The organism is Streptomyces sp. DT2A-34, from assembly GCF_030499515.1.
In the GTDB taxonomy this organism is placed as follows: Bacteria; Actinomycetota; Actinomycetes; order Streptomycetales; family Streptomycetaceae; genus Streptomyces.
Map to the genome: position 1 here is coordinate 5,201,721 of NZ_JASTWJ010000001.1, position 26,009 is coordinate 5,227,729.

The window sequence follows — 26,009 nt, forward strand, 5'->3', positions numbered from 1 at the left end:
GTACGGCATGACCGCTCCCGCCTCCGTCACCGTCTCCCAGGGCCATCCCCAGCGCTGGCTGATACTCGGCGTCATCTGTCTCGCCCAGCTCACCGTGCTGCTCGACAACACGATCCTGAACGTGGCGATCCCCTCGCTGACCAGCGAACTCGGCGCCGCGACCTCGGACATCCAGTGGATGATCAACGCGTACTCGCTGGTGCAGTCGGGGCTCCTGCTCACCGCGGGCAGCGCGGCCGACCGCTACGGCCGCAAGAAGATGCTGGCCGCCGGACTGGTGCTGTTCGGCGTGGGCTCGCTGGTCGCGGGCCTCGCGGAGTCCACCGGCCAGCTGATCGCGGCGCGGGCCGGGATGGGCGTCGGCGGGGCGTTGCTGATGACCACCACGCTCGCCGTGGCGATGCAGATCTTCTCGCCGGAGGAGCAGCCGAAGGCGATCGGGATCTGGGCGGCGGTGAACTCGCTGGGCTTCGCGGCCGGCCCCCTCCTCGGCGGCTTCATGCTGAACCACTTCTGGTGGGGCGCGATCTTCCTCATCAACCTGCCGGTCGCCGCGCTCGCCCTGGTCGCGGTCGTGATCCTGGTCCCCGAGTCCAAGAACCCGCAGGGCGACCGCCCCGACCTGTTCGGCGCCCTGCTCTCCACGATCGGGATGTCCTCCCTGGTCTTCGCGATCATCTCCGGACCCGAGCACGGCTGGACGTCCGGCCGTGTGCTGGCGTCGGCGGCCGTCGCGGTCGTGGTGCTGGCCGGCTTCGCGTACTGGGAGAGCCGGATCCCGTACCCCATGCTCGACATGCACTTCTTCACGAACCGCCGTTTCACGGGAGCGGTGGCCGGGGCGGTGCTGATCACCTTCGGGATGGGCGGGTCGCTCTTCCTGCTCACCCAGCACATGCAGTTCGTGCTCGGCTACGGCCCGCTGGAGGCGGGGCTGCGCACGGCGCCGCTCGCGTTGATGATCGTGGCCCTGAACTTCACCGGACTGTCGGCCAGGTGGTCGGGCAGGCTCGGAACTCCCTTCTCCATAGGGCTGGGCATGACGGCGATGTCCGCCGGCCTCGTCTCGATCGCCACGCTCACCGAGCACGGGTACCCGGGCACGCTGCTGGGCCTGGTGCTGATCGGCGCGGGCGCCGCGATCGCCAGCCCCGCCATGGCGCACGCGATCATGAGCGCGATTCCGCCGGAGAAGGCCGGGGTCGGCGCGGGCATCAACGGCACCGTGGCGGAGTTCGGGCAGGGGCTGGGCGTCGCGGTGCTGGGCGCTGTGCTGAACTCGCGGTTCGCGGCGTTGATTCCGGTCGCCGCGGTGTCCCTGCCGGGGGCGTTGGCCGCGGCGGGATCGGATGCGGAGAGGGTGCGGATCACGGAGGCGTTTGCCTCCGGGCTGGAGACCAGTCAGTTGGTGGGGGCGGGGGCTGTGTTGGCCGGGGGGTTGGTCGCGGGGGCGTTGCTGCGGCGGGCTGAGCGGGCAGAGTTGGCCTAAGAGCTCGGGTGGCTCTCTCGGTGTGCGGCTGCGGGTCCGTCGTGGTTGATCGCGCCCACGCGGCGGAGCCGCATATCGATGCAGCCCCGCGCCCCTGAGGGACGTTGCCGCCTAGCATCTTGATCAGTTCACGGAGTCGAGGAAGGTGCGCCATGGCCAGGGCAGCCCGTCAGTCCGCCCGGACCAGTGTCTGGTTGGAGGGCAAGGAGCGGCGGGGCGGGCGTGGTGGGGGACAGCCCTCCGGGCTCGACCGGGACCGGATCACCGCGGTGACCGTTCGGCTGCTGGACGCCGACGGGCTGGCCAAGTTCTCCATGCGGCGGCTGGCCGCCGAGTTGAACGTGACCGCGATGTCCGTCTACTGGTACGTCGACACCAAGGACGACCTCCTCGAACTCGCCCTCGACGCGGCGTTCGGCGAACTGACCCTGCCCGATCCGGAGGCCGACGAGGACTGGCGCGACCAACTGCGCGCGCTGGCCCGCGGCTACCGTGACCTGCTGGTCCGCCACCCTTGGCTGTCGCCGCTGATCGGCACCTACGTCAACATCGGTCCGAACAGCCTCGCCTTCTCCCGGGTCGTCCAGCGCGTCATCCGCGAAACCGGCCTGCCGGCGCACGGTCTGGTGGCCGCCATCTCCGCCGTCTTCCAGTTCGTGTACGGCTTCGGCACGATGGAGGGCCACTTCATCACCCGCAGCGCGGCCTTCGGCATGACCCCGGACGACTACTTCCAGCACGCCATGAGCACCGTCTCGCAGGCTCCCGACACCGACGACATCGTCCAGGACGCCTCGGAACTCATGGCGGCCCGAGGCGGCGACACGGTCGAGGAGATGTGGGGACGGGACTTCGAGTTCGCCCTGGACCTACTGGTGGCGGGCATCGAGGCGATGCGCGCCCCGTAGGGGCGCGGGACCGCATCGATATGCGGCTCCGCCGCGTGGGCGCGAGAAACCACAGATCACCCGCAGCCGCCCGACAACCGTATGCCCCGAGCTCTCAGGCGTCCCCCTCGACAAGCCGCGAAGGAAACCCACCGGTGGCCACCGGCCCCCACTTCTCCGGCGTGACCCGAATGATCGACTTCCCCTGCTTCAGCATCGCCGCCCGGGCCCCTTCCTTCTGCGCTCCTCGCACTGCTTGGCAGGCTTCGGAGCGCTGCGCCGGATTCCGTCCGTCGAGTGGTGCTGGGCGGGCGGTGACTAGTCCTCGGACACCAGGCGGGCCGGGAAGCCGCCGGTGGCCACCGGCCCCCACTTCTCCGGCGTGACCCGAATGATCGACTTCCCCTGCTTCAGCATCGCCGCCCGGGCCCCTTCCTTCTGCGCTCCTCGCACTGCTTGGCAGGCTTCGGAGCGCTGCGCCGGACTCCGTCCGTCGAGTGGTGCTGGGCGGGCGGTGACTAGTCCTCGGACACCAGGCGGGCCGGGAAGCCGCCGGTGGCCACCGGCCCCCACTTCTCCGGCGTGACCCGAATGATCGACTTCCCCTGCTTCAGCATCGCCGCCCGGTACTCGTCCCAGTCCGGATGCTCCCCGGCGATGTTCCGGTAGTACTCCACGAGCGGCTCCACGGACTCCGGCGAGTCGATCACCTCCGCGGAACCCTCGATCTGCACCCAGGGCCCGTTCCAGTCATCGCTGATGACCAGGACACTCACCCGAGGATCCCGCTTCGCGTTCCGCGTCTTGGCCCGCTCGGGATACGTGGAGACCACGATCCGCCCCGAGTCGTCGACCCCGCAGGTCAGCGGCGAGGCCTGCGGGCTCCCGTCCGCCCGCCGGGTGAGCAGGATGGCCCGGTGACGGGGCCGTACGAAGTCCAGCAACTCTTCGAGCGAGACTCGGGTGTTCGTCGCGATGTTCGGTGCCATGGCCTCAGCCTAGAGGCCCGAGGGCAGCGATTCCCCTTGCACCGCCTGGATGTCGAGCTCCACCTTCAGTGTCGTACCGATGGCCGCGATCCCCGCCTGCACCACCTGGTTGTAGTTCATGGCGAAGTCGTCCCGACGGAGTTCCGCCGTGGCCCGGAACGCCGCCCGCGTGCCGCCCCACGGGTCGGCCCCCGTACCGAGGTAGGACAGGTCCAGGTCCACCGGCCGTACGACACCGTGCATGCCCAGCTCGCCGTGCACCGTCCAGCGGTCCGGACCCGCGGCCGCCGTCACCCCCGTCGACCGATAGGTGATCTCGGGGTACTGCTCCACATCCAGGAAGTCCGGCGACTTCAGATGCCCGTCCCGCATGCCGTTGCCCGTGTCGATCGAGTCGGCCCGGATCGCCGCCTCCACCCGGGACTTGGTGACGTCGTCCGGTGCGATCTCGATGGTGCCGGAGAAGTGGGTGAAACGGCCGTGCACGCTGGAGATGCCCAGGTGCTGGGCGACGGCGCCCACGCTGGAGTGCGCCGGGGCGATGGTCCAGGGCCCCGGTGGCGGCAGTTCCGTGCCGCCCTGCCGGGCCAGCGTCACCGTGCCGACCTCGGCCCGTCCGCTCGCCGTGACGATCGCGCTCGCGGCGGCGGGCGCGTAGCCGACGGCGGTGACGATGACGGTGTACGCGCCCGGGGGCAGGGGATCGGCGTCCCGTACGGCCCCCTCCGCGTCCGCCTCCGCCCGCAGCACCTGCGTTCCGGTCATGTCGGTCACCGTGACGACCGCGTGCGACACGGCCCATCCGTCCCGGGTGCGGATCCTCGCGGTCAGTCCCATCCCGTCCAACTCCCTGCGAATACTTACAAATTGGTCGTAAAGAGACCGGCCCGTGGCCGGGCGCACCTCCGCTCAGAGCGCGCCGCCCGCCACGGGCCGGGGTTCTGCTACTCGCCGGGGTGGGCGAGTTCGATGTCGTGGTCGTCGACGCCGCGGCCGGTCACCGTCAGAGCCGTCGCCACCGGCGGGTAACCGGTCGCGATGACCGTGTACTCGCCGCTGTCCAGGTCGGTGAAGGCGTACGCCCCGTCCGCGCCGGTGGTGGCGGTGCCCACGACGTTGCCCGCCGCGTCGACCAGGCTCACGCGGGCGTCGGCCAGCGCGCCGTACGGTGCCCGGACCACGCCCTGGACCTGGGCGCCCGACTCGAGGTCGACCTCGATCCGGGTGACCCCGGTGCCGCCGATCTCGACGGGCAGGGCGCGCGGCCGGAACCCGGCGGCGTTCACCGCGACGGTCACGGCACCCGGCACCAGCTCGGCGAAGCCGAACTCGCCCTGTTCACCGGTGGCGGCGGTGGCCAGCAGATCCCCGCGGACGTCGGTGACGATCACCATCGCGTCCTTCACCGGCAGCGCGTTCTGCGCGGCCCGCACCACACCGGTCAGGCCACTCGTACCGCTGAGCAGGACGTCGTACGACACCGGCTCGTCGCCGTTGACGACGACCGTGGAGGCCTGCGGCTGGAAGCCGTCGGCGGAGGCGATCAGGACGTACGACCCCGCGCCGGGGGCGTCGACGGCGTACGACCCGTCGGCCCGCGCCACCGAGCGGCCGAGCTGCCGACCGGCGAGCGAGATCAGCGTGACCGCCGCCTGCGGCACGGGCGCACTCTCGGCGCCCCGCACGAAGCCGCGGACCGGGACGCCGCCGGACGAACCGGTGGTCTCCTCGGGACGGGCCACCGTGGCCACGGCGGCGAGCCTCTGGGTGCCGTCGGGAGCGGCCTCGGTGTCGGAGGACGCGGCGGCCCAGCTCGGGACCCGCTCCTGCGCGGCGGCCTGCGCGGCAGCCCCGGCAGCCTCCGGCGCCTGCGGAGTCGCGGACTCGGCGGCCTGGGCCAGGGCGCCCTTCGTCTTCAACGGGACCTCCTTGATGAACAGGGCGAACAGGAGGGCGAGGAAGGCGATCGGCGCGGCGTACAGGAAGACGTCCGCGACGCCGTGGCCGTACGCGCTCTCGATGACGGTGCGCACCGGAGCCGGCAGCGCGTCGAGGTCGGGGATCTCCCCGTGGCCCGACGAGCCCTGCACGCCGAGCTTGGTCAGGCCCTCCTCGGCGTAGTGCGTGATCCGGTGACTGAGGACCGCGCCCAGGGCCGAGACGCCCATGGCACCGCCGAGGGAGCGGAAGAAGTTCACCACCGAGCTGGCGGCGCCCAGGTCGCTCGGGGCCACCTGGTTCTGCGTGGCGAGCACCAGGTTCTGCATCATCATGCCGATGCCGAGGCCCAGCAGCGCCATGAAGACGCCGACCTTCCAGTACTCGGTGTCGTAGCGGATCGTGCCCAGCAGGCCGAGGCCCGCGGTGACCAGGACACCGCCGGAGATCAGCCATGCCTTCCAGCGTCCGGTGCGGGTGATGACCTGGCCGGAGACGGTCGACGACACGAACAGGCCGAGGATCATCGGGATGGTCATGACGCCGGACATGGTCGGCGACTTGTCGCGGGCCAGCTGGAAGTACTGGCTGAAGAAGATGGTGCCCGAGAACATCGCGACGCCGACGAAGAGGGAGGCCAGCGAGGCGAGGGTGATGGTGCGGTTGCGGAACAGGCGCAGCGGGATGATCGGCTCGCTCGCCCGGGTCTCGACGAGCACGAAGACGAGCAGCAGGGCGAGCGCGCCGCCGGTCATCGCGTACGTCTGCCAGGACAGCCAGTCGTACTTGTCACCGGCGAAGGTCACCCAGATCAGCAGCAGGCAGACCGCGGCGGTGATGAAGAAGGCGCCCGCCCAGTCGACCTTGACCTTCCGCCTGGCGACCGGCAGGTGCAGGGTGCGCTGGAGCACGATCAGGGCGATGACGGCGAAGGGCACGCCGACGTAGAAGCACCAGCGCCAGCCGAGCCAGTCGGTGTCGGTGATGACACCGCCGATGAGCGGGCCGCCGACCATGGCGGTGGCGAAGGTGGCGCCGAGGTAGCCGTTGTAGCGGCCGCGCTCACGCGGGGCGATCATCGCCGCCATGATGATCTGGGCCAGCGCGGACAGACCGCCCATGCCTATGCCCTGGACCGCGCGGAAGGTGATCAGCGTGCCGGCGTTCTGCGACAGACCGGCCGCCGCCGAACCGAGGACGTAGATGACGAGGGCCAGCTGGACCAGCAGCTTCTTGGAGAACAGGTCGGCGAGCTTGCCCCACAGCGGGGTGGACGCGGTCATCGCCAGCAGCGACGCGGTGACCACCCAGGTGTAGGCGCTCTGGCCGCCGCCGAGGTCCTTGATGATGTCGGGCAGGGCGTTGGAGACGATCGTCGACGACAGGATCGCGACGAACATGCCGAGCAGCAGCCCGGTCAGCGCTTCCAGGATCTGCCGGTGCGACATCGGGGCGCCGTCGGCGGGGGCGCCTCCCGAGTGCTTGGCGTGGGCCCGCACACCGGCTGGTGTGGTCGTTGCCATGGGCTTCCTTCTCTTACAGGCTTCTACTGGGTGATCGCGGGTGTACGGCAGTCGTCAAAGCTGGCCCTGAGCCGGGCCATGAGCCGGGTGAGTTCGGCGACGTCGTCGTCGGTCCAGTCGCTCAGCCGCTCGGCGAGCAGCTGCGTGGTCCGCCGGGACATCTCCCGCACCCGGCCCTCACCGGCCGGGGTGAGGCGGAGGATGCGGCTTCGTTTGTCCGCCGGGTCGGGGGAGCGCTCGATCCAGCCGCGCTCGGCGACGTGGGCGACATGGCGGCTGGTGACCGACATGTCCACGGCGAGCAGCTCCGCGAGCTTGCTCATGCGCATCTCCCCGTGGCGGGCCAGCAACGTCAGTACGGCGGCGGAACCGGAGGGGCAGTCGGACGGCAGCGTCCGTCCCATCTCCCGTTTCACGGCGCCGAAGGCGCTGAACTGGCGCACCAGCTCCTCGTACTGCGCCTGCTGGGCCATCACACCTCCGTCGTTTGTTGCTTAGGGCAACCATAGGAGTTATTGGTTGCTACAGGCAAACGAACGGGCTCGGCGTGCCGCAAAAACTTGGCAAAGGCAAGTATTGCGACCGTAAATGTGCAGGTGGGGTGGGTCCTGTGACCCCCTGTGCAGGGCGGGAGCCCCCACTTGGGCCGAACGGGCGGATTCGCTAGGGTCTCAGGCCATGGCTAACACCCAGGGCCCCCAGGGCAACCACGACCCCGCAGGCAGCACCCAGATGTTCCGCGCGTTCGTCGACGAGGGCCCGCAGGGCGGTCGGCAGCAGCAGGCCTCCTCGGGCCCGCGCATCGGTCTGATCGTCGGCGTGATCGCCGCCGTGGTGATCGTGGCGGCGGTGGCCTGGCTGGCGCTCAAGTAGTCACTGCCGGGCCCGCTTCCGGGTTCACTCCCGGGTCACTTCCATCGGACGGTGGCGTCCCGCGTCTCGATGTGCATGCCCAGCGGCACCCGCCAGGCGTCCACGCACACCGTCCAGGTCTTCTCCCTGCGTGCCCCGGCTTCGATCGGCGCCGGGAGTTCCTCCGTGGACTCGACCGTCGCCCAGTCGATGCCGAGCGCGCCGATGACGTGGGTGCCGAAGGTGACGGTGCCGGAGCGCACGGCTGTGCCGCCCGCGTTGTGGAAGTCGAGGGTCACCTTCTCGCACCAGCGCTTGTCGGTGGGCTCCCGTTCGGGGTCGCTCACGGTGAGGTTCGCGGGCGCGGATGTCGCGGGCGCTGATGTCGAGGGGGCGGGTGAACCGCTGGGCGGGGCGGCCGGACCGGACGGCGTGGCCGCGGGGCTGTGGGTGCCGCTCGGGAGGCGGGCAGGACTCTCCGTCCCTTCGCGGTCTGTTCCCTGAGCGGGTGCCGGCGCCCGGCTCCCGTCCCGCCCGGGGGAATCGCCGGAACCGCCCCCTTCACCGCTGCCGCCGACGCCGCTGCTCTCCGGCCCGTCGAGCGGCACCAGCGTCACCTCGCCCGTCGGCGCGACAGCCGTACCGGAGACACGGGGCGGTCCTCCCGCCGCCCCCGTGGCGACGTAGCCGTCACCGCTCCCGCCGCTCCCACACGCGGCCAGTACCCCGCCCAGGCAGACGACGGCCGTCGACGCGCCGAGTAGGGCGCACCGACGGCCATGTGTCCAGGTCGTCCACGTCGACCATGTCGCGCGAAGCATCCGGCCATGGTGGATGACGCTCCGTCAATTATGAAGAGGCCGGGAGGGGTCAGTCGGAGATGAGGCCCTCACGCAGCTGCGCCAGGGTCCGGGTCAGCAGCCGGGAGACGTGCATCTGGGAGATGCCGACCTCCTCGCCGATCTGCGACTGGGTCATGTTGGCGAAGAAGCGCAGCATGATGATCCGCCGCTCGCGGGGCGGCAGTTTGGCCAGCAGCGGCTTGAGGGACTCGCGGTACTCGACGCCCTCAAGGGCGGTGTCCTCGTAGCCGAGCCGGTCGGCCAGGGAGCCCTCGCCGCCGTCGTCCTCCGGGGCCGGGGAGTCCAGCGAGGAGGCCGTGTACGCGTTGCCGACCGCGAGGCCGTCGACGACGTCCTCCTCGGAGACGCCCAGCACGGTGGCGAGTTCGGTGACGGTCGGAGAGCGGTCCAGCTTCTGGGAGAGCTCGTCGCTGGCCTTGGTGAGGGCCAGGCGCAGCTCCTGCAGGCGGCGCGGCACGCGCACCGACCAGGAGGTGTCGCGGAAGAACCGCTTGATCTCGCCCACGACCGTCGGCATCGCGAACGTCGGGAACTCCACGCCCCGTTCGCAGTCGAAGCGGTCGATCGCCTTGATCAGGCCGATGGTGCCGACCTGGACGATGTCCTCCATCGGCTCGTTGCGCGAGCGGAAACGGGCCGCCGCGTAGCGCACGAGGGGGAGGTTGAGCTCGATGAGGGTGTCCCGGACGTACGCGCGCTCGGGACTGTTCTCGTCCAGGGTGGCGAGCCGCAGGAACAGGGAGCGGGAGAGGGTGCGGGTGTCGATATTCGCCGTGGCCGGCCAGGCCGGGACGTCATCGACCGGGACGGCCGGTGCCGGAACGGCCTCAAGGGCCGGAACATCGTCGAGCGCGGCGTCGGGCGCGGACTCGCTCTTCGTGAGCGTGAGCACCTTCGAGCTGCCCTGTTCTGCGGACATGCCACCCCCTTTGGGTCGCGGGACGGTCGCGGCGAACGCTCCGATCGAGGAACGCCAGCCTTCACCTGAATACCGGAGCCGAAGCCACGGCAAACGCGCTTCCCGAAGAATGTCACATGTCGGCAACACGCTGTAGTGACATGTCGACATGTGAGACTTGAATCCGCCCTGGATAAAGGGGGTCTGACGGTCTTTCAACGCAGAACTGTCGGGATCCGCCCTGGTGAGCGATTCGCTCGGGACGGTTACGGGTCGCTCTTGTTTGCGGTTACGCGTCGATCCGGTTCGCCGAACGCAGCCGCTGGAAGCTACGCGCGAGTAGCCGCGAAACGTGCATCTGGGAGACCCCGAGTTCCGCACTGATTTGCGATTGGGTGAGGTTGCTGTAGTAGCGCAGGAGCAGGATTCTCTGCTCGCGTTCGGGGAGCTGCACCAGCAGATGCCGGACCAGGTCCCGGTGCTCCACGCCGTCCAGCGCCGGGTCCTCGTAGCCCAGCCGGTCCAGCAGCCCGGGCAGCCCGTCGCCCTCCTGCGCGGCCTCCAGCGAGGTGGCGTGGTACGACCGTCCGGCCTCGATACAGGACAGCACCTCGTCCTCGGTGATGCGCAGCCGCTCGGCGATCTCGGCGGTGGTGGGGGTGCGCCCGAAGGCGGTCGTCAGGTCCTCGGTCGCGCTGTTGACCTGGACCCACAGCTCGTGCAGCCGGCGCGGTACGTGGACCGTGCGGACGTTGTCGCGGAAGTACCGCTTGATCTCGCCGACGACCGTCGGCATCGCGAAGGTCGGGAACTGCACGCCCCGGTCCGGGTCGAAGCGGTCGATGGCGTTGATGAGCCCGATGGTGCCGACCTGGATCACGTCCTCCATCGGCTCGTTGCGGGAGCGGAAGCGGGCGGCCGCGTAGCGCACGAGCGGGAGGTTCGCCTCGATGAGCGCCCCGCGCACACGGTTGTGCTCCGGAGTGCCCGGCTGGAGCTCCTTCAGCTCGCCGAAGAGCACCTGGGTGAGCGCCCGGGTGTCGGCGCCGCGACTGCGGGGCGGTGTGGGCGCGGGCGGGTCCGCGGGAGTGTCCTCCTGGGCCGGGGCTTGAGGCGCAGTACTGGCCGGCACGGTCAACTCCACCTCGTGATCCATCAACTCACATCAACTCATCCGTCAAAAGCGGTCATAGCATCACAAGACATGTCCACCGTGTGCAAGCACCGCATAACGCCGTGTTGGGGATGGTTCGGGGGTCGGATCAGAGGGCCGGGCATGCGAAAGCCCCCCGCCGTTCCGGCGGAGGGCTCCGGGAAGACCGGGCGGATCCGGGTGGATCCGGGGCGCTGGGGCTCAGTATTCGTAGTCGGCGATCACCCAGGTGGCGAACTCCCGCCACAATGTGACGCCCGCCTGGTGCTCGGGGTGCTCCGCGTAGGCACGCAGGGCGGCCGCGTCGTCGAAGGCGGAGTTGATCGCGAAGTCGTAGGCGATGGGGCGGTCGCTGATGTTCCAGCCGAGCTCCCAGTGCCGGATCTCGGAGATCTTGCCCTCCAGCGAGCGGAACGCCTCGACGCCCTCCACGACGCGCGGGTCGTCGCGCTCGACGCCCTCGTTGAGCTTGAAGAGGACGAGGTGGCGGATCATGAGTACTCCCTAGCTGCCGCCGCTGTTGGCGATCCACGTCATGAAGTCGCCGATGGCCTTGGCGGCGTCCGATATGCCCTCGAACCCTATCTCGACGTACCCGGCGGCCCCTTTCGGGTCCGTGATGATCACGTAGAGCACGAAGACCACGAGTACATAGACGGCGGCCTTCTTCGAATTCACCGCCATCGCGGCCTCCCCTGTCACTTTTGCCCCATCGACCGCACATGATCGCACGAAGGGCCCCGTCTTTCGACGGGGCCCTTCTGAGAGCGGTAGCGGAGGGATTTGAACCCTCGGTGACTTGCGCCACACTCGCTTTCGAGGCGAGCTCCTTCGGCCGCTCGGACACGCTACCAAGGGAGACCTTACAGCACGGTCGGCCGTGCTCTGAAATCCGTTTCCCGACGAGCCCCCGGTCAGGAGCCCGGCACCGGGTCAGCGGCCGCCGCGGAAGAAGTCGGTAAGGATCTGCGCGCACTCCTCGGCGAGTACGCCCTCGATCACCTCGGGCCGGTGGTTGAGCCGCCGGTCGCGTACGACGTCCCAGAGGGAGCCCGCCGCGCCGGCCTTCTCGTCCCGGGCGCCGTAGACGACCCGGTCGACCCGGGACTGCACGATCGCGCCGGCGCACATCGTGCAGGGCTCCAGCGTGACGACGAGCGTGCAGCCCGAGAGCCGCCACTCGCCCGCCCGTCGCCCACCACCGCCCTTGCCGGAGACGCTTCGCGCCGCCCCTCCCAACTTCGCCGCCGCCCGCCGGATCGCCAGGACCTCGGCGTGGGCGGTCGGATCGCCGGTCGCCTCGCGTTCGTTGTGGCCGACTCCGAGGACCGTCCGGCCGTCGGCGGCCAGCACGACGGCGCCGACGGGTACGTCCCCGCCCCGGACGGCCAGTTCGGCCTCGTCCAGGGCGAGCCGCATCGCGGCCCGCCAGCGGTCGCGTATCGGGTCGGGCACCTCGGGCGCCGACTCCTGGTCGAACGAGGTCAGCGGACGGTCTCCAGCACCTCCGAGGCACCCAGCGCCTCGGCGATCGCGCCCAGCGCGTCGTCGGCGTCCAGGGCCTTCAGCTCCTTCTCGCTGACGCCGAGGTCGTCGAGGATCTCGGTATCGCCGACGGGGCTGTGCGGAACGGCTTCCGCGGAGCCGCCGTCCTCGTCGTCGTCGGAGTCGCCGTCCGGCTCCTCCGTACCGTCGAGGTCGAGGGCGTCCAGGTCGGGGCCGTCGTCGCCGGGCTCCCTGCCGAGCAGTTCGTCGGTGAGCAGGATCTCCCCGTAACTGCTGCGGGCAGCGGCGGCGGCGTCCGAGACGTAGATCCGAGGGTCGTCCTCGCCGTCGATCCGGACGACGCCGAACCAGGCGTCCTCCTGCTCGATGAGCACCAGCACCGTGTCGTCCTCGGGGGAGGCTTCACGGGCCAGTTCGGCCAGGTCCGACAGGGTTTCCACATCGTCGAGCTCTGTGTCGCTCGCTTCCCACCCGTCTTCGGTGCGCGCGAGCAGTGCGGCGAAGTACACCGTGACTCTCCCACTGGTCATAGGCGTGCCGGTTGGGGGTCCCCCCGGCGGAGGTTGGGGTGGGGAGAGCTGTGCTCCGAGCCCACCCACTCGGAATCGTGGCAGAAACAAGGCGTTCAGGGGACGTCTTCGGCTCCCTGTGTCCGGCAGTTTTGATCGCGTTGTCCCGGGAGAGGCGCGAGCACCTCCGCAAAGGACCGACCAGCACAGTCGTTGCTGCCACGTGCGGATCGTACGCGGCTTTTCCAGGTGTCCACGCACGCCCACCGCCGCAACGCACCCGCGGACCGCGGATCTCCCCCGACGCCTCCCTCTACCAGCGGAACGTCCGCATACGCACCGCGTGACGCAGGCGGGCCACCTTGGCGCGCCGTGGCTGGACGCGGTCGCGCAGTTCGCGGGCCTCGGCGAGTTCCCGCAGGAACCGGTCCCGGCGCCGACGGCGCGCGACGTCGGTCTCCTCCGGCGTGTCCTGCGCGGGATCCGCTGGGGACTCAGGATCAGGCATCGGCTCACCACCCCCGGGTACGTCCCTCCCACTTTCCCTCCGATGGGCGGTTTGATGCCGACTCGGATTCAAGAGGGGGGAGGGCGGAGCCCTCTCGAGCAGGGCGGTGGTGGGCGACGGGTGGGCGTGCGAGCACCGTTACTGTTGTGGACATGCGTCTCCACGTCGTCGACCACCCTCTGGTCGCCCACAAACTCACCACGCTGCGCGACCAGCGCACCGACTCCGCGACCTTCCGGCGGCTCGCCGACGAACTGGTCACCCTGCTCGCCTACGAGGCCACGCGGGACGTGCGCACCGAAGCGGTCGACATCACGACCCCGGTCACCGACACCACCGGCGTCAAGCTCTCCCACCCGCGGCCCCTGGTGGTGCCGATCCTGCGGGCCGGTCTCGGCATGCTGGACGGCATGGTCCGGCTGCTGCCGACCGCCGAGGTGGGCTTCCTGGGCATGATCCGCAACGAGGAGACCCTTGAGGCCTCCACGTACGCCTCGCGCATGCCGGAGGACCTTTCCGGCCGTCAGGTATACGTGCTGGACCCGATGCTGGCCACGGGTGGCACGCTGGTCGCGGCGATCCGGGAGCTCATCAAGCGGGGTGCCGATGACGTGACCGCCGTGGTGCTTCTGGCCGCGCCCGAGGGTGTGGAGCTGATGGAGCGGGAGCTGGCGGGGACGCCGGTGACGGTGGTGACGGCCGCGGTGGATGACCATCTGAACGAGCACGGGTACATCGTGCCGGGGCTGGGGGACGCGGGGGATCGTCTTTACGGCGCGGCCGAGTAGGGGGCAGATCGCCTGTTCGCCGTAGGGGTGCGGTGTGTCGGCGGCTACGGGTTCGTTGTGGCTGGTCGCGCCCACGCGGCGGAGCCGCATATCGGCACAGCCCCGCGCCCCTTTGGGGCGCTTCTCAGCAGCCCCTCTTTGAAGCACCGGGCGTCGGCTCGGGGTTGGCCAGTGCGGTCAGCGCCTTGTCGGCGTCCGCCTTCTTTGTCAGGCCCTTGAACTTGTCGCCGATGATCAGGTCGACGGCCGTGCCCTTGCGGGCGGCTTCGGCGCGGTATTCGGCGTTGCCGAGCTGGGTGGCGAGGACGGGCAGCGAGGTGTCCAGGGCCGAGTCCGGGCCGAGCAGTAGCCCGGTGCCCTTGACCTTCTTGTCGAACTGCTTCGTCGCGTTGCCCACGTCACCGATCTTGAAGCCGCGCTTCTTCAGCTCGTCCGCGGTCTGCTTGGCGAGGCCGCTGCGGGTGGTGGCGTTGAAGACGTTGACGGTGATCTTGGCCGGCTCGGGCAGTGGCCCCGTGGCCGTAGGCGTGGCCGAGGGGGTCGCCCTGGTCCCGCAGCCGGCCTTGGTGCCGGCTGCCGAAGCCTTTCCGCCGCCCCCGGTGAACAGGTCGATGAGCTGCAGGGTGCCCCACCCGATCATGCCGAGTACGGCGACGGAGGCGACGGCGGCGGCGACGAGCCTGCCGCGCCGCCGACGGCGCCGCATCCGCGGGTACTTGTCCCCCTTGATGCGGTACTGGCCGCCCATGCCAGGGGGAGTCAGCATGCTCATGGGCGCAGCGTAGTGCTCCTGGGCGGCAATGCCTACTAGATGATCATTCGACGGCGCTCAGTCCAACCCGAAAGGGCCAACTGTGCGGGCGTGGGGGTGTCGGCCCCCGGGTCAGTCCAGTTCCAGGACTCTCGCGTGCAGCACCTGGCGCTGCTGGAGCGCCGCGCGCACCGCGCGGTGGAGGCCGTCCTCCAGATACAGGTCGCCCTGCCACTTCACGACGTGCGCGAAGAGGTCGCCGTAGAACGTCGAGTCCTCGGCGAGCAGGGTTTCCAGATCGAGCTGGCCCTTGGTCGTCACGAGCTGATCGAGGCGGACCGGGCGCGGCGCGACGTCCGCCCACTGCCGGGTGCTTTCCCGGCCGTGGTCGGGGTACGGCCGGCCGTTTCCGATGCGCTTGAAGATCACACGGAAAGCCTACCGGTCAAGACCTTCCGGGCGCAGCCATGGCGACGGAGTGCGGCACTGGAAAAGACGCGACAAAAAGGGACGGACCGGGAGGGGGTGGCGGAACGGCGGCCCGATCGGAAGCCGGAACGGCGCCGAACGGAAGCCGCGGACGGCGGCCGGGGCCGAGCCGAACGCCTGATTCGCTCGAAAGGAGGCGGGGATGCGCGGGCGGTGTGCACAGGCTGTGGACAGGGATCGATCGGTACGTGGCGGAGGCCGGGGTTCCCGTAGGAGGCCCGCCTCCGCCACATCGGCGTCAGCGGCGCTCCCGTTCCTTCGGGGGCTGCTGCGGGTTCTCCTTCCGCACCTGCGGTTTCGGGGCGTTGCGTACGGCCTCCGCGCGCAGCAGGGCGCGCAGGACCGCGTAAGGGTCGGTGGGCATTGCTGTGCTCCTTGTGGTCGTGTCGGCTGACCTCGTCGCGGGGTCTGTCAGCAGCGCAGGACCACAGTGCGCAGGATGTACGGCACGTACGGCGGCCGGGGCGGCGCGGGGCGGGCGAGGCAGGCCGAGACGCCGGGCGGCGCCTGCTTCGGCAGGGGTGCGGGACGCAGCCGTACGGTGTTGCGCCGGTCGGGGCGGGCCAGGGGCCGCAGGAGTGTGTCGAGGGCGTCGTGCTCGGCGAGCTCGCCGGAGGCGCCGGAGGCACCGGCCGCCAGGGGCACGGCGTGCACCTGCGTGTGCGCGCCCGGCACCAGCAGGGCGAGCAGCAGCACGAGGACACGCAGCCAGGCGTGGCTGAGCAGGGGACGTCGTGCGGTGCTCACGGAAGGTCATCTCCCCGGCGGCCGTACGGTGATCACCGCGTCGGACGTGAGATCCGCCCGCACGGCGTACCGGGGCGCGGCGGGTATCACAGCTCGTGCGGGACCTGGCGGGCCCGCGTCCGCATCCGGAGGCCGGTGATGATCTCGACGATGCCGACCGCCACGAGCCACCATCCGGCGAGCAGCATGAGCACGGTGACCGACTCGATCGGGGAGTCGATCAGCACGATGCCGCCGACGAAGGTGATGCCCCCGAGGAAGATCTGCCAGCCGCGGGCCGGCATGGACTTGTCGGAGGCGGCGGCCAGGGTCTGGGTGATGCCGCGGATGAGCCAGCCGATGCCGATCCACAGGGCGAGCAGCAGGACCGACTGCATCGGGCGGCGGAAGCAGAACAGGCCGAGGAGCACCGACAGGGAGCCGCTGATGAAGGCCAGCACCCGCAGCGAGGTCGTCCGGTGCGTGCCGAAGGCGGAGACCAGCTGGAACACGCCGCTGATCAGGAGGTAGAGGCCGAAGAGGACACCGGAGACGAAGAGCGGGGCGCCCGGCCAGACCAGGACCAGGATGCCCAGGGCCAGGGAGGCGACCCCGGTGAGCAGAACGATCTGCCAGGCGGCGCGGGAGAGAGCGTGCAGCGGCCCCTCGAACGGCGGCTCGGGCTCATGGGACGTCCCTGGCCCGGGGGGCCCGGGTGGGTGACCGGCGTGGACCCGGCGGTCGTCGTAGTCCCGGCCGTAGGGGGAGCCGGTCGGTGCCTCGCTCATGCTCCATGCTGCGAACGAGGCCACCGGCTCCGCCATCTGAAGGGGTCCACTCGACTGACGTCTGCTGCGGGGGTGTTTACGGGGCGGTCGGCTGCGGCCGGGCTGCTCCTGGTCGGGCGGGGCGGCGTCGGAGGCGTACGGCGAAGGGGGCGCGGGTCAGCGCGCCCCTATGTCGAGCGTGCGGGCGGCCGGGGCGGCCGGGGTAGTCGGGGCGGCCGGGCTGCCGCTCCCGGGCCGGAGCCGCCCCGCGGCCGCGTGTGCCGGACGGTTGCCGTCGGGCCGGCGCCCCCGCCGATCGTCACTGTCGGGCTGGTGCTCCGCCTGCCGGCCATCACCGTGGCCGGCGCTCCCGGGCCGGGCGGGCGGTGGTGGGCTACTTGCCGGAGGCCTTCGCTGCCTTGGCCGCTGCCTTCAGTTCCTGTTTGTGGGCCCGTACCTTGGCCAGGGACTCGGGGCCGGTGATGTCGGCGACGGAGCGGAAGGACTTCGGCTCGCCGTAGGCGCCGGCGGCCTCCTGCCAGCCCTTGGGGCGTATGTTCAGTTGCTTGCCCAGGAGGGCGAGGAAGATCTGGGCCTTCTGCTTGCCGAAGCCGGGCAGGTCCTCCAGGCGGCGCAGCAGTTCCCGGCCGTCGTCGACGCCCTTCCAGACGAGCTCGGCGTCACCGTCGTAGTGCTCGACGAGGTACTGGCAGAGCTGCTGGATCCGCTTGGCCATCGAGCCCGGGTAGCGGTGCACGGCCGGCTTCTCGGAGAGGAGGGACGCGAACGCCTCCGGGGCCTGGGCGGCGATGTCGTGGGCGTCCAGGTCGTCCGTGCCGAGGCGGTCCGCGATCGTGCGGGGGCCCTTGAACGCCCACTCCATCGGAACCTGCTGGTCCAGCAGCATGCCGACCAGCGCGGCGAGCGGGCTGCGGCCGAGGAGTGCGTCGGCCTCGGGGTCCTGGGCGAGGTGCAGGGTGACGTCCATGACCCCGATCATGTCGTGGCCGGCGTCAGTTCTCCACGTGAGGACTGGTGAGGGCGGCGCCGAAGCCGGCGTCCATGCCCCGGACCGTGACGCCGGCACCCTTGCCGCACAGGTTGACCGAGCCGCTCGTGACCGGGCCGGAGGCCGAGCCGCGGGCGACCCAGACGCAGCCGTCGCTGTTCTCGCCGGGTGCGCCGACCACCGCCTCGGCCTTGCCGTCCTTGTTCAGGTCGGCGAGATGGACGGTCCCGCCGAACTGGTCGCCCGTCTCGACGGAGCCGGGCACACCCGCCGTGTCCTGGGTGTAACCGGCGGCCCTGGTGGTGGTCAGGCCGGTGGCGGAGCCGCGCAGCAGCACGGCGGTGCCCGCCGAGGCGCGCGAGCCGATCGCCTCCTCCGGGGAGCCGACCAGGACGTCGGCGTACCCGTCGGCGTTGACGTCGCCCACGCTCAGGGACTGGCCGAACCAGTCGCCCCACTCCGCGCTGCCGGGGACACCGGCCGTGTCCTGGTGGAAGACCTTCGGCTTCTGCTCGGCGGTGATGCCCTGGGCGCTGCCGTAGAGAACCTGGATCTCGCCCCCGCGACGGGCCGCCGGCGTGGGCGCGTTGAAGTGGGAGTCGTCGCCCGCGATACCGGTGACGAGGTCGCCGTAGCCGTCGCCGTTGATGTCGCCGATCCGACCCGCGTGGCCGTCGGCGTACGGTAGCTCGACGCCCTGGTTGACGAGAGGGTCCTCGGAGCCGGGGGCGCCGGCGTCGAGGGTCACCGGTCCGCGGATGTCGCCGTCGGTGGGGCCGGCCAGGTAGAAGCGCTCGGCCTTGCCGTCGCCGTTCACGTCGCCCATCACCACGCCACGGGCGTTCTCCCGCCACTCCAGATAGCGGGAGGCGGCCTGGCCGGTGCGGGTGAAGGGGCCGCTGTAGGACGCGACGTGGCAGCCCGAGCCGATGCCGACCTCCGGGGCGCCGTCGCCGTTCATGTCTCCGGCGGCGAGGGACATGCCGAAGCGGCAGTAGATCCTGTCTTCGCCGTACCCGGTCGGAGGGGCGATGTTCGCGCCGCCCTTCAGTCCGCTCGGCCCGCCCCACACCACGGTCACCGAGCCCCGCGACTCGGCGTCGCCGACATCCTCGCCCGGGGCGCCGACGAGCAGGTCGGCGTAGCCGTCCCGGTCCAGGTCGGCGGCGGCCACCGTCCTGCCGAAGCGGTCGGACTCCTCGGCGGTACCGGGGATCCCGGTCGTCGCCTGGGTGATGACCGTGCGGCGGGTGGTGCTCACCGAGGACGCCGAGCCGTAGAGCACGACGACCGAACCGGCCTCCTCCACCGTGCCGTTGGCGGCGCCCGGCGCGCCGACCGCCAGATCGCGGTAGCCGTCACCGTTGAAGTCGTCCTGCACAGCGGCTGTGTTGGCGCCCTTGAAGGGGGCGGCGGCGGAGGACGTCACGGGGGTGAGGGTGACGGCGACGGACGCGGTGAGTACCGCGGCGGCCGTGACTGCTCTGCGCAAAGGGGCTCCTCGACTCGTGCGACAGACGCCCCTCTTGACGCACCAGGCGCACGAACGGTTGTACGCCCACGCCCCGCAGCCGCGCGCCCGGTCAGGGCCGCCAGTACCCCAGCGCGTTCACCCGCTGCTTCGGCAGGCCCAGCTCCCTGCGGACGTACGACGTGAGGGCGCGGGTCGTCGCCGTGTCGCAGGCGATCCAGACGTACGGGTCCGGGGTGCCGTCGAGGAGGCCGGGCAGGGCGTCCTTCACCTGGGCGACCAGGTGGGCGCCGGAGTCGCGGCGCGGGACCTTTCGCACCTCGTGGCGGGACGGTTCGGTGCGGAAGGGCAGGTCGTCCCGCTCGCCCTCGAACCAGACCGTGGCCGGCGCCGAGGCCAGGGTGGTGAGCAGGGAGTTGAGGGCGGGGAGCGAGGCGGGGTCGGCGACGGCGAAGACGTGGGAGGGGGCGGGGTCGGGGTCGGTGAACCCGGTGCCGTGAAGGGTCGCCTCGATCGTGTCGCCGGGCTTCGCCGTGCGCGCCCAGTCGCTGGCGCAGCCCTCGTGCAGCGCGAACTCCAGGCTGAAGGTGCCGGCCGCCGGGTCCGGGTCGACCAGGGTGTAGGCGCGCTGGTGGGGCCTGCCCGCGTTGTCGAACCACAGGCGGACCCACATGGTCGGGTGCACGCCCGTCGCGGCCAGCATGCCGCCGTCCGTGAGGTGGACGCGGCGGTAGTGCTCGGTGACGTCCTCGGCGTCCGTCACCGTGAACACGAAGTCCTTGGCGCGCAGCAGCTTCAGGACCGCGCCCTCCCAGCCGTGCCCCTGCCCCATGGTCTCTGCACCCTTCGCGTACGATTCCCCCACCAAATACTTAGGGAAGCCTAACCTAAAGCAAAGGAGGGGCACAGGTGACGGGCGAGATCTTCCGTGATGCCTGGGGCATTCCGCATCTCCGTGCGAACGGCGCGAGAGAGCTCGCCCGCGTACAGGGCCGCGTCACCGCCCTCGACCGGGCCTGGCAGCTGGAGGTGGAGCGGCACCGGGCGCAGGGCACGTCCGCGTCCTTCCTCGGCGCCGAGGTCCTGCCCTGGGACCGGTTCGTGAGACGGGCCCGCCTCGACGACACGGCGAGACGCTGCTTCGCCGAGTTGGAGAGGCGGGATCCGGAGACCGCGGCGTGGGTGCGGGCGTATGTCGACGGCGTGAACGAGGGGCTGACGGAGGGGGCTCGTCGTACGCCGGAGTTCGCGCGGACCGGCCTGGCCCCCGGCCGTTGGGAGCCGTGGACCCCGCTCGGCGTCTGGCTCGCGGTCCACATCCTCTTCGCGGGCTTCCCGGCCAAGCTCTGGCGCGAGCAGGTCGTACGGCATCTCGGCGCCGACGCGGTGAAGTTGTTCGCCACCGACGGGCCGGGCACCTCCGGCAGCAACGGCTGGCTGGTGAGCGGGGAGCGGACCGTCACCGGGCACGCCATCATCGCGGGGGACCCGCATCGGTTCATCGAGGAGCCCGGCGTCTACCAGCAGATCCACCTCTCCTGCCCCGAGTTCGACGTCGTCGGCCTCGCCGTCCCCGGCATCCCCGGCATCGCCCACTTCGGCCACACCGGCACGGTGGCCTGGGCCATCACCAACGCCATGGCCGACTACCAGGACCTGTACCGGGAGCGGTTGCGGCGTACGGGGGCGGGGGTGGAGGCCCTCGGGCCGGACGGGGTGTGGCGGCGGGCCTCGCGGCACATCGAGGTCGTGGAGGTGGCGGGGGAGGAGCCGGTCGAGGTCGAGGTGATCGAGACGGAGCGGGGGCCGGTGATCATCGGGGGGCCGGACGGGTTGCCCGGTGGGTCCGGTGGCTCCGGTGGGTCCGGTGGGTCCGGTGGCTCTGCCGATGGTCTACAGGAAGGTTTCTCCAGCGGGCTGCTCGATGCGTTCCCCGACACCCCGCAGGCTGACCTCGACGACGGCGCCCTCCTCGCCGTCGCCCTCCGCTACCCACCCCGCGTCACCGGCGACCTCGGCTTCAGCGCCCTCCTCCCCCTCCTGCGCGCCCGCCGCGTCGCCGACGTCGACCGTGCCGTCGAGCTGTGGGCCGAGCCCGTCAACGTCGTCCAGGCCGCCGACACCGAGGGCGGGCTGCTGCACCGCGTCGCCGGGAAGGTGCCGGTGCGGGCCGAGGCCAACCGGGTGCGGCTCGTGCCCGCCTGGGAGCCGGGGCACGACTGGCAGGGCTGGCGCGAGACGCCCCGCGGCGGCCTCACCGACGGCGTCGCCGCCATGGCCAACCAGCGCGGCCTCGCCACCCCGCTCGGCGTCGAGTTCGCCCCGCCCCATCGCGCCGACCGCATCACGGAACTGCTGGGCGAGAAGGAGCACTGGTCGGCCGCCGACATGCCGGCGATCCACATGGACACACAACTGGCCTCCGCCACGCCGCTGTTGGACCTCCTGCGCTCCGTCGACACCCTCACCCCCGAGGCCGCCCGCATCCGGCGGACCCTCCTGGCCTGGGACCGCCGCATGGACGCGAGCAGCGAGGCCGCGGCCGTGTACGCGGCGGTGCGCGGGGCGGTCGTACGGCGACTCGCCGCCCAGCCGGCCTTCACCGCGCTGTCGGCCCCGCCCGCCTACCCGGAGGTCCTCCTCCCCTGGCTGTCCCTGGTCCCGCGCGTCGGCTTCGCCCTCGAACACCTCCTGCGCGCCCCGGAGTTGTACGGCATCGACCGCGCCGAGACCGTCCGCGCGGCGGTCGAGGAGGTGGCGGCGGCCCCGCAGCCCACCGGCACCTGGGGCGACACCCACCGCCTGGCCCCCTGGCGGGCGAGGGCCACGACGACCCCCTACGACGAACCCGCCCTCTCCGGCGACCACGACTGCGTGCTGTGCACCTCCGCCGTACCCGGCCTCACCGACCTGAGCGCACGCGGCCCGGCCGCCCGCTACGTCTGGGACCTGGCCGACCGCGAGGCGAGCCGCTGGGTGGTCCCGCTCGGCGCCTCGGGCATCCCCGGCTCGCCCCACCACCGCGACCAACTCCCCTTGTGGCTCAAGGGAGATCTGGCCCCCGTCGTCACCGATTTCACCCAGCTGGAGAAGGAGTCCGATGTCTGAGCTGCCTGCGGTCGGCAGCGACCGCGTCCGCGAACCCGTCCATGAACAGGCCGTCGACGGCTTCGGCACCGTCCGCATCCGGCCCCTCGATCCGCAGGCCGACGCCGAGGTCGTGCACGGTTGGGTCAGCGAGGAGCGGGCCTCCTTCTGGGGCATGAACGGCGTGACCAGGGACCAGGTGGCCGAGATCTACGCCCACATGGACACCCTCGACACCCATCACGCCTTCCTGGTCCTGCGGGACGGCGACCCGGTCGCGCTCCTCCAGACGTACGAGCCGGAGGCCGACCGTGTCAGCGAGTGCTACGACGTCCGCCCCGGAGACATCGGCGTCCACCTGCTGCTCGCGCCGGCCGGTGCGGAGGGGACGCGACCCGGCTGGACGTCGGCGCTCCTGACCGTCATCACGTCCTACGTCCTCCTCACCCTGGGCCGCCGGCGGGTCGTCGTCGACCCCGACGTGCGCAACGAGAAGGCCATCGCCCGCTTCCTCAGGCAGGGCTTCATGGCGGGCCCGGCGGTCGTGCTGCCGGAGGTCGACCTCCCGGACGTGTACATCCCGCGCAAGGAAGCCCAACTCGCCTTCCTCACCCGGGAGGTAGCCTTCCCGGCGTGACTCCCGAAGACCTCGTCGCGCACTACGAACTGGAGCCGATCCCGCGCGAGGGCGGGCTGTTCCGCCGTACCTGGGCGGGACCGGAACTCGCCGACGGACGGCCACAGGGCTCGGCGATAGTCGTCCTGCTCACCTCGGACGACTTCTCGGCCCTGCACCGCCTGCCGTCCGACGAGGTCTGGCACTTCTATCTGGGCGATCCCCTGGAGATGCTGCTCCTCGCCCCCGACGGCACGTCACGCACCACCGTGCTCGGCCCCGCCCTGCTGAACGGCCAGCACATCCAGCTCACCGTGCCCGCCGGTACCTGGATGGGCGCGCGGGTGGTGACCGGCGGGTCTTGGACCTTCTTCGGCTGCACGATGGCACCGGGCTTCACCTACGAGGGCTACGAGCACGGCGACCTGACGGACCTGACGGCGCGCTATCCTGCCGAAGCCGCCCGGATCGCGGGACTGTGCCGCCCATGAACGGACCCAGGGGGCTCCTCGAAGGACAGGTCGCCCTTGTCACGGGCGCGGGCGGCGGCATCGGGCGCGGGATCGCGCTGCGGTTCGCCGAGGAGGGGGCGGCGGTCGCGTTGCACTGCCGTACGGCGGTGGAGGCGGCGGACGACGTGGCGTCCCGGGTCCGGGAGTCGGGTGGGCGGGCCGTGGTGGTGCGGGGAGATCTGACCGACGAGGACGCGTGCCGGCGGGTGGTGGGGGAGGCCGCCGAGTGGGGTGGCGGGCGCCTGACCGCGCTGGTCAACAACGCGGGCGTGCAACCGACGCGGGAGCTGCGCGGCATGAGCGCGGCGGAGTGGCGGGTGGTCGTGGACACCAACCTGTCGAGCGTCTTCGCGTGCACGCAGGCGGCGGCCGAGATCATGCGGGAGCAGAGCGGGGGCGGCTCGGTGACCCACATCGCCTCCATCGAGGCGAGCCGGCCGGCGCCCCTGCACGCCCACTACTCCGCCTCCAAGGCGGCGGTGGTGCTGCACGCCCGCTCGGCCGCCCTGGAGTACGGGCGTTTCGGGATCCGCGTGAACTCGGTCTCGCCCGGGCTGATTCACCGGGAAGGGCTGGAGGAGGCCTGGCCGGAGGGGGTGCGGAGATGGCGTGCGGCGGCTCCCGTGGGGAGACTGGGGCGGCCGGAGGACGTGGGGGACGCGTGTGTGTTCCTGGCGTCGGGGCTGGCGTCGTGGGTGACGGGGCACGATCTGGTGGTGGACGGTGGGGTGTCGGCGCGACCGACGTGGTGACCCGCGCTGCCGCCACCTGCCTACACCGTCGAAGCCACTCATTCCCATGCGCCAGTAGTTATCTTGCGCCACGGGGAGCTGTTCACCCTGCCACTGTTGGGCGGCCCTGGCACTGCTCCTGCCCGGGCTGCCGTACGCCGTCGCCGATGCGCGAGGAAGGGAGAGCTCCGCGCCCGGCGTCGACCAGGACTTGTCCGAGTGATCTGAGACCGCCCTGTGGGCGCGTACGCGAACCGATGCGCGTACTCGGCCGGCCGCTCCCCGAGCCGGACCGCCGCTTCCTCAGCCGAGGAGTGGCGGAACTGGATTCCCCGGATCGTCAAGCCAGACGGTCTCGGCCTCGGGGGTCACCGTGAGCCCGAAGCGATCGAATCCGGGGCACCCCTGAGCTTCCCACCATTGGTGCGCCTTTTCGACTTCGTCCCACAGCCTCCGGGGTCCCGACTGCACTACTTCGAATTCCACCCGGTCCTTCTCGAAATCGGCCGTTGCCCATGAGGTGACCGCCGTGTCCCGAAGCCACAGTGTGTAAGAGCCGTCCTTGTACGACTCCGTCCAAGGGAACGCGCCGCCGACCTGGGCACCGATAGCGAACATGACGTGCCAGTCGCCCACGTCGTCGGGGGAAAGGGACGTGGTGGACGTGGCGCCGTCGGCGGGCCACGGCTTGCCCTTCAGGTACTCGCGGACGTGCTTGCGTTCGGTGCGCTGGGTGCGGAGCCGCATGAACGCAGAGGAACCGAGGAACTTGCCCGAGGCAGTCCCGTCCCCCTTGGCGGTGAGCCGCACAACTGCCTCTCCGCCGTACGTCGGTCCCCACGGCGCCACGATCACACCGCCGGGCCTCATCTGCTCAACCCATGCGTAAGGCATCCTGCCGATCGAGCAAGTGGCCATCAGCCGGTCGTACGGCGTGCCCTGCGCGTATCCGTCCGCTCCATCACCAACGACGACCGTGGGAGCGAATCCGGCGCCCTGGAGCCGCTTACGGGCCGCTGCGGCAGTGGCTTGATCCACCTCGACTGTTGTGACATTCGCGGGGCCGACGCGGGCGGACAGCAGTGCGGCATTCCACCCTGTGCCGGTGCCGATCTCCAAGACCCGATGGCCATCGCTGACGCTCAGGGCGGCGAGCATCGAAAAGACCATGGTCGGCATCGAGTTGGAGGAGGACGGGATCCTGCCCTTCCCCGGACCGACGTAGGCTCCGTCGTCCCACTGAGTCGTGATCGGGGCGTCTGTGTAAACGGCCTCCCACCACGCGCGGGGTTCCTCGGAGCGAATGACCCGGTTCTTCTGACGGTTGCCGCCGGCTGTCCCTGGCCAGATCATTTCGGGCACGAACATATGTCTCGGTGCCCTGCGGAACGCGGGAAGCCAGTCGGACGACAGCGCGCCCTTCTGCATGAGCGCGGAGGCCAGCCGCTCGGGGCCGGCCTCCGCTTCGTACGGCTCGGTCATCTAGCGGCCGTCCGCCGGACCCTGGCCGTCGTTGGTGTTGCCGCCCTCGTCCGACCCACCCCCACCGTGCTTGTTCCCGCTGTCGCTGTCGTCCTGAGGGTTGCCGTCCGCCATCTTGAGCCACCAGCTGGGCACTTGGTTACCTCCTGATTGTCGATGGTGTCTGTCGGCCGTCCCGCTGTCCGCGAGACGGTGTCTGGCGAGAACACTCACCCGTGATGCAGCGGCGCGCCTGTGTGCGGGGCTGCTTGCTGTCGTCGAGGCGCCAGGCGTCGTCGCCGATACGGGCCAGGGTCACGGAGCCCTCGAGATGCTTCAGCGACCGGGGCGCCTGCCGCTTTCGGTGCAGCGCCAGCACCGGCAGGGCGGCCATGCAGTGGTGAGCAGGGGCGGCAGGTCATCCGTGGTGAGCACGGTCTGCTCAGGCCCCCACGTTCGACCGGAGTCACGAGAGACGCGCATGGT

At 71.0% G+C, this 26,009-nt stretch carries 30 protein-coding genes, 1 tRNA gene and 2 pseudogenes; 8 read left to right on the plus strand and 25 right to left on the minus strand.

Going from position 1 to position 26,009, the window contains the following annotated elements:
* Nucleotides 1-7: 7 nt before the first annotated feature.
* Nucleotides 8-1,489 (plus strand): MFS transporter, encoded by a 1,482-nt coding sequence (locus QQM39_RS23090; RefSeq protein ID WP_301999374.1) that lies wholly within the window; start codon nt 8-10, stop codon nt 1,487-1,489.
* A 152-nt stretch (nt 1,490-1,641) separates the two neighbouring features.
* Nucleotides 1,642-2,397, plus strand: a complete 756-nt coding sequence (locus QQM39_RS23095) for a TetR/AcrR family transcriptional regulator (protein ID WP_301999375.1) — start codon at nt 1,642-1,644, stop codon at nt 2,395-2,397.
* Nucleotides 2,398-2,491: 94 nt separating this feature from the next.
* Here QQM39_RS23095 and QQM39_RS23100 read toward each other — a convergent pair.
* The 6 genes and pseudogenes from QQM39_RS23100 to QQM39_RS23125 all read right to left on the minus strand — a co-directional run.
* Nucleotides 2,492-2,602, minus strand: a pseudogene (locus QQM39_RS23100) (PPOX class F420-dependent oxidoreductase); the annotation flags it as partial.
* Nucleotides 2,603-2,694: 92 nt separating this feature from the next.
* A pseudogene (locus tag QQM39_RS23105) lies at nt 2,695-2,802 on the minus strand (PPOX class F420-dependent oxidoreductase); the annotation flags it as partial.
* Nucleotides 2,803-2,894: 92 nt separating this feature from the next.
* A complete protein-coding gene (locus tag QQM39_RS23110; protein ID WP_301999376.1) occupies nt 2,895-3,365 on the minus strand; it encodes a PPOX class F420-dependent oxidoreductase in 471 nt (156 codons plus the stop codon).
* 9 nt (nt 3,366-3,374) lie between these two features.
* The gene (locus QQM39_RS23115; protein ID WP_301999378.1) at nt 3,375-4,202 is read right to left on the minus strand and encodes a YceI family protein; all 828 of its coding nucleotides are present in this window, start codon (nt 4,200-4,202) and stop codon (nt 3,375-3,377) included.
* A 107-nt stretch (nt 4,203-4,309) separates the two neighbouring features.
* Nucleotides 4,310-6,826 carry an MFS transporter gene (locus tag QQM39_RS23120; RefSeq protein WP_301999380.1) on the minus strand — a complete coding sequence of 839 codons (2,517 nt, stop codon included), beginning with the start codon at nt 6,824-6,826 and terminating at the stop codon, nt 4,310-4,312.
* A 23-nt stretch (nt 6,827-6,849) separates the two neighbouring features.
* Nucleotides 6,850-7,299, minus strand: coding sequence for a MarR family winged helix-turn-helix transcriptional regulator (locus QQM39_RS23125; protein ID WP_301999381.1), 450 nt, complete (start codon nt 7,297-7,299; stop codon nt 6,850-6,852).
* Between the two features lie 205 nt (nt 7,300-7,504).
* Here QQM39_RS23125 and QQM39_RS23130 point away from each other — a divergent pair, with 205 nt between their 5' ends.
* Entirely contained in the window at nt 7,505-7,699 is a 195-nt protein-coding gene (locus QQM39_RS23130; protein ID WP_301999382.1) for a hypothetical protein, read from the plus strand.
* Between the two features lie 35 nt (nt 7,700-7,734).
* Here QQM39_RS23130 and QQM39_RS23135 read toward each other — a convergent pair whose 3' ends face one another.
* The 9 genes from QQM39_RS23135 to QQM39_RS23175 form a co-directional block, all read right to left on the minus strand.
* Complete coding sequence (locus QQM39_RS23135) at nt 7,735-8,499, minus strand: hypothetical protein (RefSeq protein WP_301999384.1); 765 nt, start codon at nt 8,497-8,499, stop codon at nt 7,735-7,737.
* A gap of 49 nt (nt 8,500-8,548) precedes the next feature.
* Entirely contained in the window at nt 8,549-9,460 is a 912-nt protein-coding gene (locus QQM39_RS23140; protein ID WP_301999385.1) for an RNA polymerase sigma factor SigF, read from the minus strand.
* A 268-nt stretch (nt 9,461-9,728) separates the two neighbouring features.
* Nucleotides 9,729-10,595, minus strand: a complete 867-nt coding sequence (locus tag QQM39_RS23145; RefSeq protein ID WP_301999386.1) for an RNA polymerase sigma factor SigF — start codon at nt 10,593-10,595, stop codon at nt 9,729-9,731.
* Between the two features lie 198 nt (nt 10,596-10,793).
* A complete protein-coding gene (locus tag QQM39_RS23150) occupies nt 10,794-11,087 on the minus strand; it encodes a Dabb family protein (RefSeq protein ID WP_301999388.1) in 294 nt (97 codons plus the stop codon).
* 9 nt (nt 11,088-11,096) lie between these two features.
* A complete protein-coding gene (locus QQM39_RS23155; RefSeq protein WP_301999389.1) occupies nt 11,097-11,276 on the minus strand; it encodes a hypothetical protein in 180 nt (59 codons plus the stop codon).
* Between the two features lie 84 nt (nt 11,277-11,360).
* A tRNA-Ser gene (locus QQM39_RS23160) sits at nt 11,361-11,445 on the minus strand.
* Between the two features lie 80 nt (nt 11,446-11,525).
* The gene (locus QQM39_RS23165; RefSeq protein ID WP_302003692.1) at nt 11,526-12,011 is read right to left on the minus strand and encodes a nucleoside deaminase; all 486 of its coding nucleotides are present in this window, start codon (nt 12,009-12,011) and stop codon (nt 11,526-11,528) included.
* Between the two features lie 65 nt (nt 12,012-12,076).
* On the minus strand, nt 12,077-12,607 hold the full coding sequence (locus QQM39_RS23170) for a hypothetical protein (RefSeq protein ID WP_302003694.1): 531 nt from the start codon (nt 12,605-12,607) through the stop codon (nt 12,077-12,079).
* A 313-nt stretch (nt 12,608-12,920) separates the two neighbouring features.
* Entirely contained in the window at nt 12,921-13,115 is a 195-nt protein-coding gene (locus QQM39_RS23175) for a hypothetical protein (RefSeq protein WP_301999391.1), read from the minus strand.
* A 152-nt stretch (nt 13,116-13,267) separates the two neighbouring features.
* On the opposite strand from QQM39_RS23175, the gene upp reads away from it, so the two are divergent.
* A complete protein-coding gene (gene upp, locus QQM39_RS23180; RefSeq protein ID WP_301999392.1) occupies nt 13,268-13,903 on the plus strand; it encodes a uracil phosphoribosyltransferase in 636 nt (211 codons plus the stop codon).
* 124 nt (nt 13,904-14,027) lie between these two features.
* Here the strand turns inward: upp and QQM39_RS23185 are convergent, their stop codons facing one another.
* The 8 genes from QQM39_RS23185 to QQM39_RS23220 form a co-directional block, all read right to left on the minus strand.
* A complete protein-coding gene (locus QQM39_RS23185; protein ID WP_302003696.1) occupies nt 14,028-14,651 on the minus strand; it encodes a LytR C-terminal domain-containing protein in 624 nt (207 codons plus the stop codon).
* A gap of 135 nt (nt 14,652-14,786) precedes the next feature.
* Nucleotides 14,787-15,083 carry a type II toxin-antitoxin system VapB family antitoxin gene (locus QQM39_RS23190; protein ID WP_003999914.1) on the minus strand — a complete coding sequence of 99 codons (297 nt, stop codon included), beginning with the start codon at nt 15,081-15,083 and terminating at the stop codon, nt 14,787-14,789.
* Nucleotides 15,084-15,381: 298 nt separating this feature from the next.
* Nucleotides 15,382-15,507, minus strand: coding sequence for a hypothetical protein (locus QQM39_RS23195; RefSeq protein ID WP_301999393.1), 126 nt, complete (start codon nt 15,505-15,507; stop codon nt 15,382-15,384).
* Nucleotides 15,508-15,554: 47 nt separating this feature from the next.
* Nucleotides 15,555-15,890 (minus strand): hypothetical protein, encoded by a 336-nt coding sequence (locus QQM39_RS23200; protein WP_301999394.1) that lies wholly within the window; start codon nt 15,888-15,890, stop codon nt 15,555-15,557.
* 86 nt (nt 15,891-15,976) lie between these two features.
* The gene (locus QQM39_RS23205) at nt 15,977-16,657 is read right to left on the minus strand and encodes an HdeD family acid-resistance protein (protein WP_301999396.1); all 681 of its coding nucleotides are present in this window, start codon (nt 16,655-16,657) and stop codon (nt 15,977-15,979) included.
* A gap of 373 nt (nt 16,658-17,030) precedes the next feature.
* Entirely contained in the window at nt 17,031-17,624 is a 594-nt protein-coding gene (locus QQM39_RS23210; RefSeq protein WP_301999398.1) for an HhH-GPD-type base excision DNA repair protein, read from the minus strand.
* Between the two features lie 25 nt (nt 17,625-17,649).
* Nucleotides 17,650-19,137 carry an FG-GAP-like repeat-containing protein gene (locus QQM39_RS23215; protein WP_301999400.1) on the minus strand — a complete coding sequence of 496 codons (1,488 nt, stop codon included), beginning with the start codon at nt 19,135-19,137 and terminating at the stop codon, nt 17,650-17,652.
* Nucleotides 19,138-19,228: 91 nt separating this feature from the next.
* Complete coding sequence (locus tag QQM39_RS23220) at nt 19,229-19,948, minus strand: siderophore-interacting protein (protein ID WP_301999401.1); 720 nt, start codon at nt 19,946-19,948, stop codon at nt 19,229-19,231.
* 77 nt (nt 19,949-20,025) lie between these two features.
* Between QQM39_RS23220 and QQM39_RS23225 the strand changes: the two genes are divergently transcribed.
* Genes QQM39_RS23225 through QQM39_RS23240 form a run of 4 tightly spaced genes read left to right on the plus strand, consistent with a single transcriptional unit; the run spans nt 20,026 to nt 24,083 of the window.
* A complete protein-coding gene (locus tag QQM39_RS23225; RefSeq protein WP_301999403.1) occupies nt 20,026-22,224 on the plus strand; it encodes a penicillin acylase family protein in 2,199 nt (732 codons plus the stop codon).
* Nucleotides 22,217-22,840, plus strand: a complete 624-nt coding sequence (locus tag QQM39_RS23230) for a GNAT family N-acetyltransferase (protein WP_301999404.1) — start codon at nt 22,217-22,219, stop codon at nt 22,838-22,840. The genes QQM39_RS23225 and QQM39_RS23230 overlap by 8 nt, the downstream gene beginning before the upstream one ends.
* Entirely contained in the window at nt 22,837-23,310 is a 474-nt protein-coding gene (locus tag QQM39_RS23235) for a cupin domain-containing protein (RefSeq protein ID WP_301999406.1), read from the plus strand. The genes QQM39_RS23230 and QQM39_RS23235 overlap by 4 nt, the downstream gene beginning before the upstream one ends.
* Entirely contained in the window at nt 23,307-24,083 is a 777-nt protein-coding gene (locus QQM39_RS23240) for an SDR family NAD(P)-dependent oxidoreductase (protein ID WP_301999408.1), read from the plus strand. Before QQM39_RS23235 ends, QQM39_RS23240 begins: the two co-directional genes overlap by 4 nt.
* 282 nt (nt 24,084-24,365) lie before the next feature.
* Here the strand turns inward: QQM39_RS23240 and QQM39_RS23245 are convergent, their stop codons facing one another.
* Both QQM39_RS23245 and QQM39_RS23250 read right to left on the minus strand, forming a co-directional pair.
* Nucleotides 24,366-25,544, minus strand: a complete 1,179-nt coding sequence (locus tag QQM39_RS23245; RefSeq protein ID WP_301999410.1) for a methyltransferase domain-containing protein — start codon at nt 25,542-25,544, stop codon at nt 24,366-24,368.
* A complete protein-coding gene (locus QQM39_RS23250) occupies nt 25,545-25,679 on the minus strand; it encodes a hypothetical protein (protein ID WP_301999412.1) in 135 nt (44 codons plus the stop codon). It lies immediately after the preceding gene.
* Nucleotides 25,680-26,009: the final 330 nt, after the last annotated feature.

Excerpts from the sequence above, each read along its gene's own strand:
- QQM39_RS23115 (WP_301999378.1), bottom strand. The coding sequence starts at position 4,202 with ATGGGACTGACCGCGAGGATCCGCACCCGGGACGGATGGGCCGTGTCG.
- QQM39_RS23120 (WP_301999380.1), bottom strand. The coding sequence starts at position 6,826 with ATGGCAACGACCACACCAGCCGGTGTGCGGGCCCACGCCAAGCACTCG.
- upp (WP_301999392.1), top strand. The coding sequence starts at position 13,268 with ATGCGTCTCCACGTCGTCGACCACCCTCTGGTCGCCCACAAACTCACC.
- QQM39_RS23125 (WP_301999381.1), bottom strand. The coding sequence starts at position 7,299 with ATGGCCCAGCAGGCGCAGTACGAGGAGCTGGTGCGCCAGTTCAGCGCC.
- QQM39_RS23130 (WP_301999382.1), top strand. The coding sequence starts at position 7,505 with ATGGCTAACACCCAGGGCCCCCAGGGCAACCACGACCCCGCAGGCAGC.
- QQM39_RS23175 (WP_301999391.1), bottom strand. The coding sequence starts at position 13,115 with ATGCCTGATCCTGAGTCCCCAGCGGATCCCGCGCAGGACACGCCGGAG.
- QQM39_RS23185 (WP_302003696.1), bottom strand. The coding sequence starts at position 14,651 with ATGGGCGGCCAGTACCGCATCAAGGGGGACAAGTACCCGCGGATGCGG.
- QQM39_RS23135 (WP_301999384.1), bottom strand. The coding sequence starts at position 8,499 with ATGCTTCGCGCGACATGGTCGACGTGGACGACCTGGACACATGGCCGT.
- QQM39_RS23220 (WP_301999401.1), bottom strand. The coding sequence starts at position 19,948 with ATGGGGCAGGGGCACGGCTGGGAGGGCGCGGTCCTGAAGCTGCTGCGC.
- QQM39_RS23110 (WP_301999376.1), bottom strand. The coding sequence starts at position 3,365 with ATGGCACCGAACATCGCGACGAACACCCGAGTCTCGCTCGAAGAGTTG.
- QQM39_RS23145 (WP_301999386.1), bottom strand. The coding sequence starts at position 10,595 with ATGGATCACGAGGTGGAGTTGACCGTGCCGGCCAGTACTGCGCCTCAA.
- QQM39_RS23245 (WP_301999410.1), bottom strand. The coding sequence starts at position 25,544 with ATGACCGAGCCGTACGAAGCGGAGGCCGGCCCCGAGCGGCTGGCCTCC.
- QQM39_RS23210 (WP_301999398.1), bottom strand. The coding sequence starts at position 17,624 with ATGGACGTCACCCTGCACCTCGCCCAGGACCCCGAGGCCGACGCACTC.
- QQM39_RS23230 (WP_301999404.1), top strand. The coding sequence starts at position 22,217 with ATGTCTGAGCTGCCTGCGGTCGGCAGCGACCGCGTCCGCGAACCCGTC.
- QQM39_RS23205 (WP_301999396.1), bottom strand. The coding sequence starts at position 16,657 with ATGAGCGAGGCACCGACCGGCTCCCCCTACGGCCGGGACTACGACGAC.
- QQM39_RS23240 (WP_301999408.1), top strand. The coding sequence starts at position 23,307 with ATGAACGGACCCAGGGGGCTCCTCGAAGGACAGGTCGCCCTTGTCACG.
- QQM39_RS23155 (WP_301999389.1), bottom strand. The coding sequence starts at position 11,276 with ATGGCGGTGAATTCGAAGAAGGCCGCCGTCTATGTACTCGTGGTCTTC.
- QQM39_RS23090 (WP_301999374.1), top strand. The coding sequence starts at position 8 with ATGACCGCTCCCGCCTCCGTCACCGTCTCCCAGGGCCATCCCCAGCGC.
- QQM39_RS23195 (WP_301999393.1), bottom strand. The coding sequence starts at position 15,507 with ATGCCCACCGACCCTTACGCGGTCCTGCGCGCCCTGCTGCGCGCGGAG.
- QQM39_RS23165 (WP_302003692.1), bottom strand. The coding sequence starts at position 12,011 with ATGCGGCTCGCCCTGGACGAGGCCGAACTGGCCGTCCGGGGCGGGGAC.
- QQM39_RS23095 (WP_301999375.1), top strand. The coding sequence starts at position 1,642 with ATGGCCAGGGCAGCCCGTCAGTCCGCCCGGACCAGTGTCTGGTTGGAG.
- QQM39_RS23140 (WP_301999385.1), bottom strand. The coding sequence starts at position 9,460 with ATGTCCGCAGAACAGGGCAGCTCGAAGGTGCTCACGCTCACGAAGAGC.
- QQM39_RS23150 (WP_301999388.1), bottom strand. The coding sequence starts at position 11,087 with ATGATCCGCCACCTCGTCCTCTTCAAGCTCAACGAGGGCGTCGAGCGC.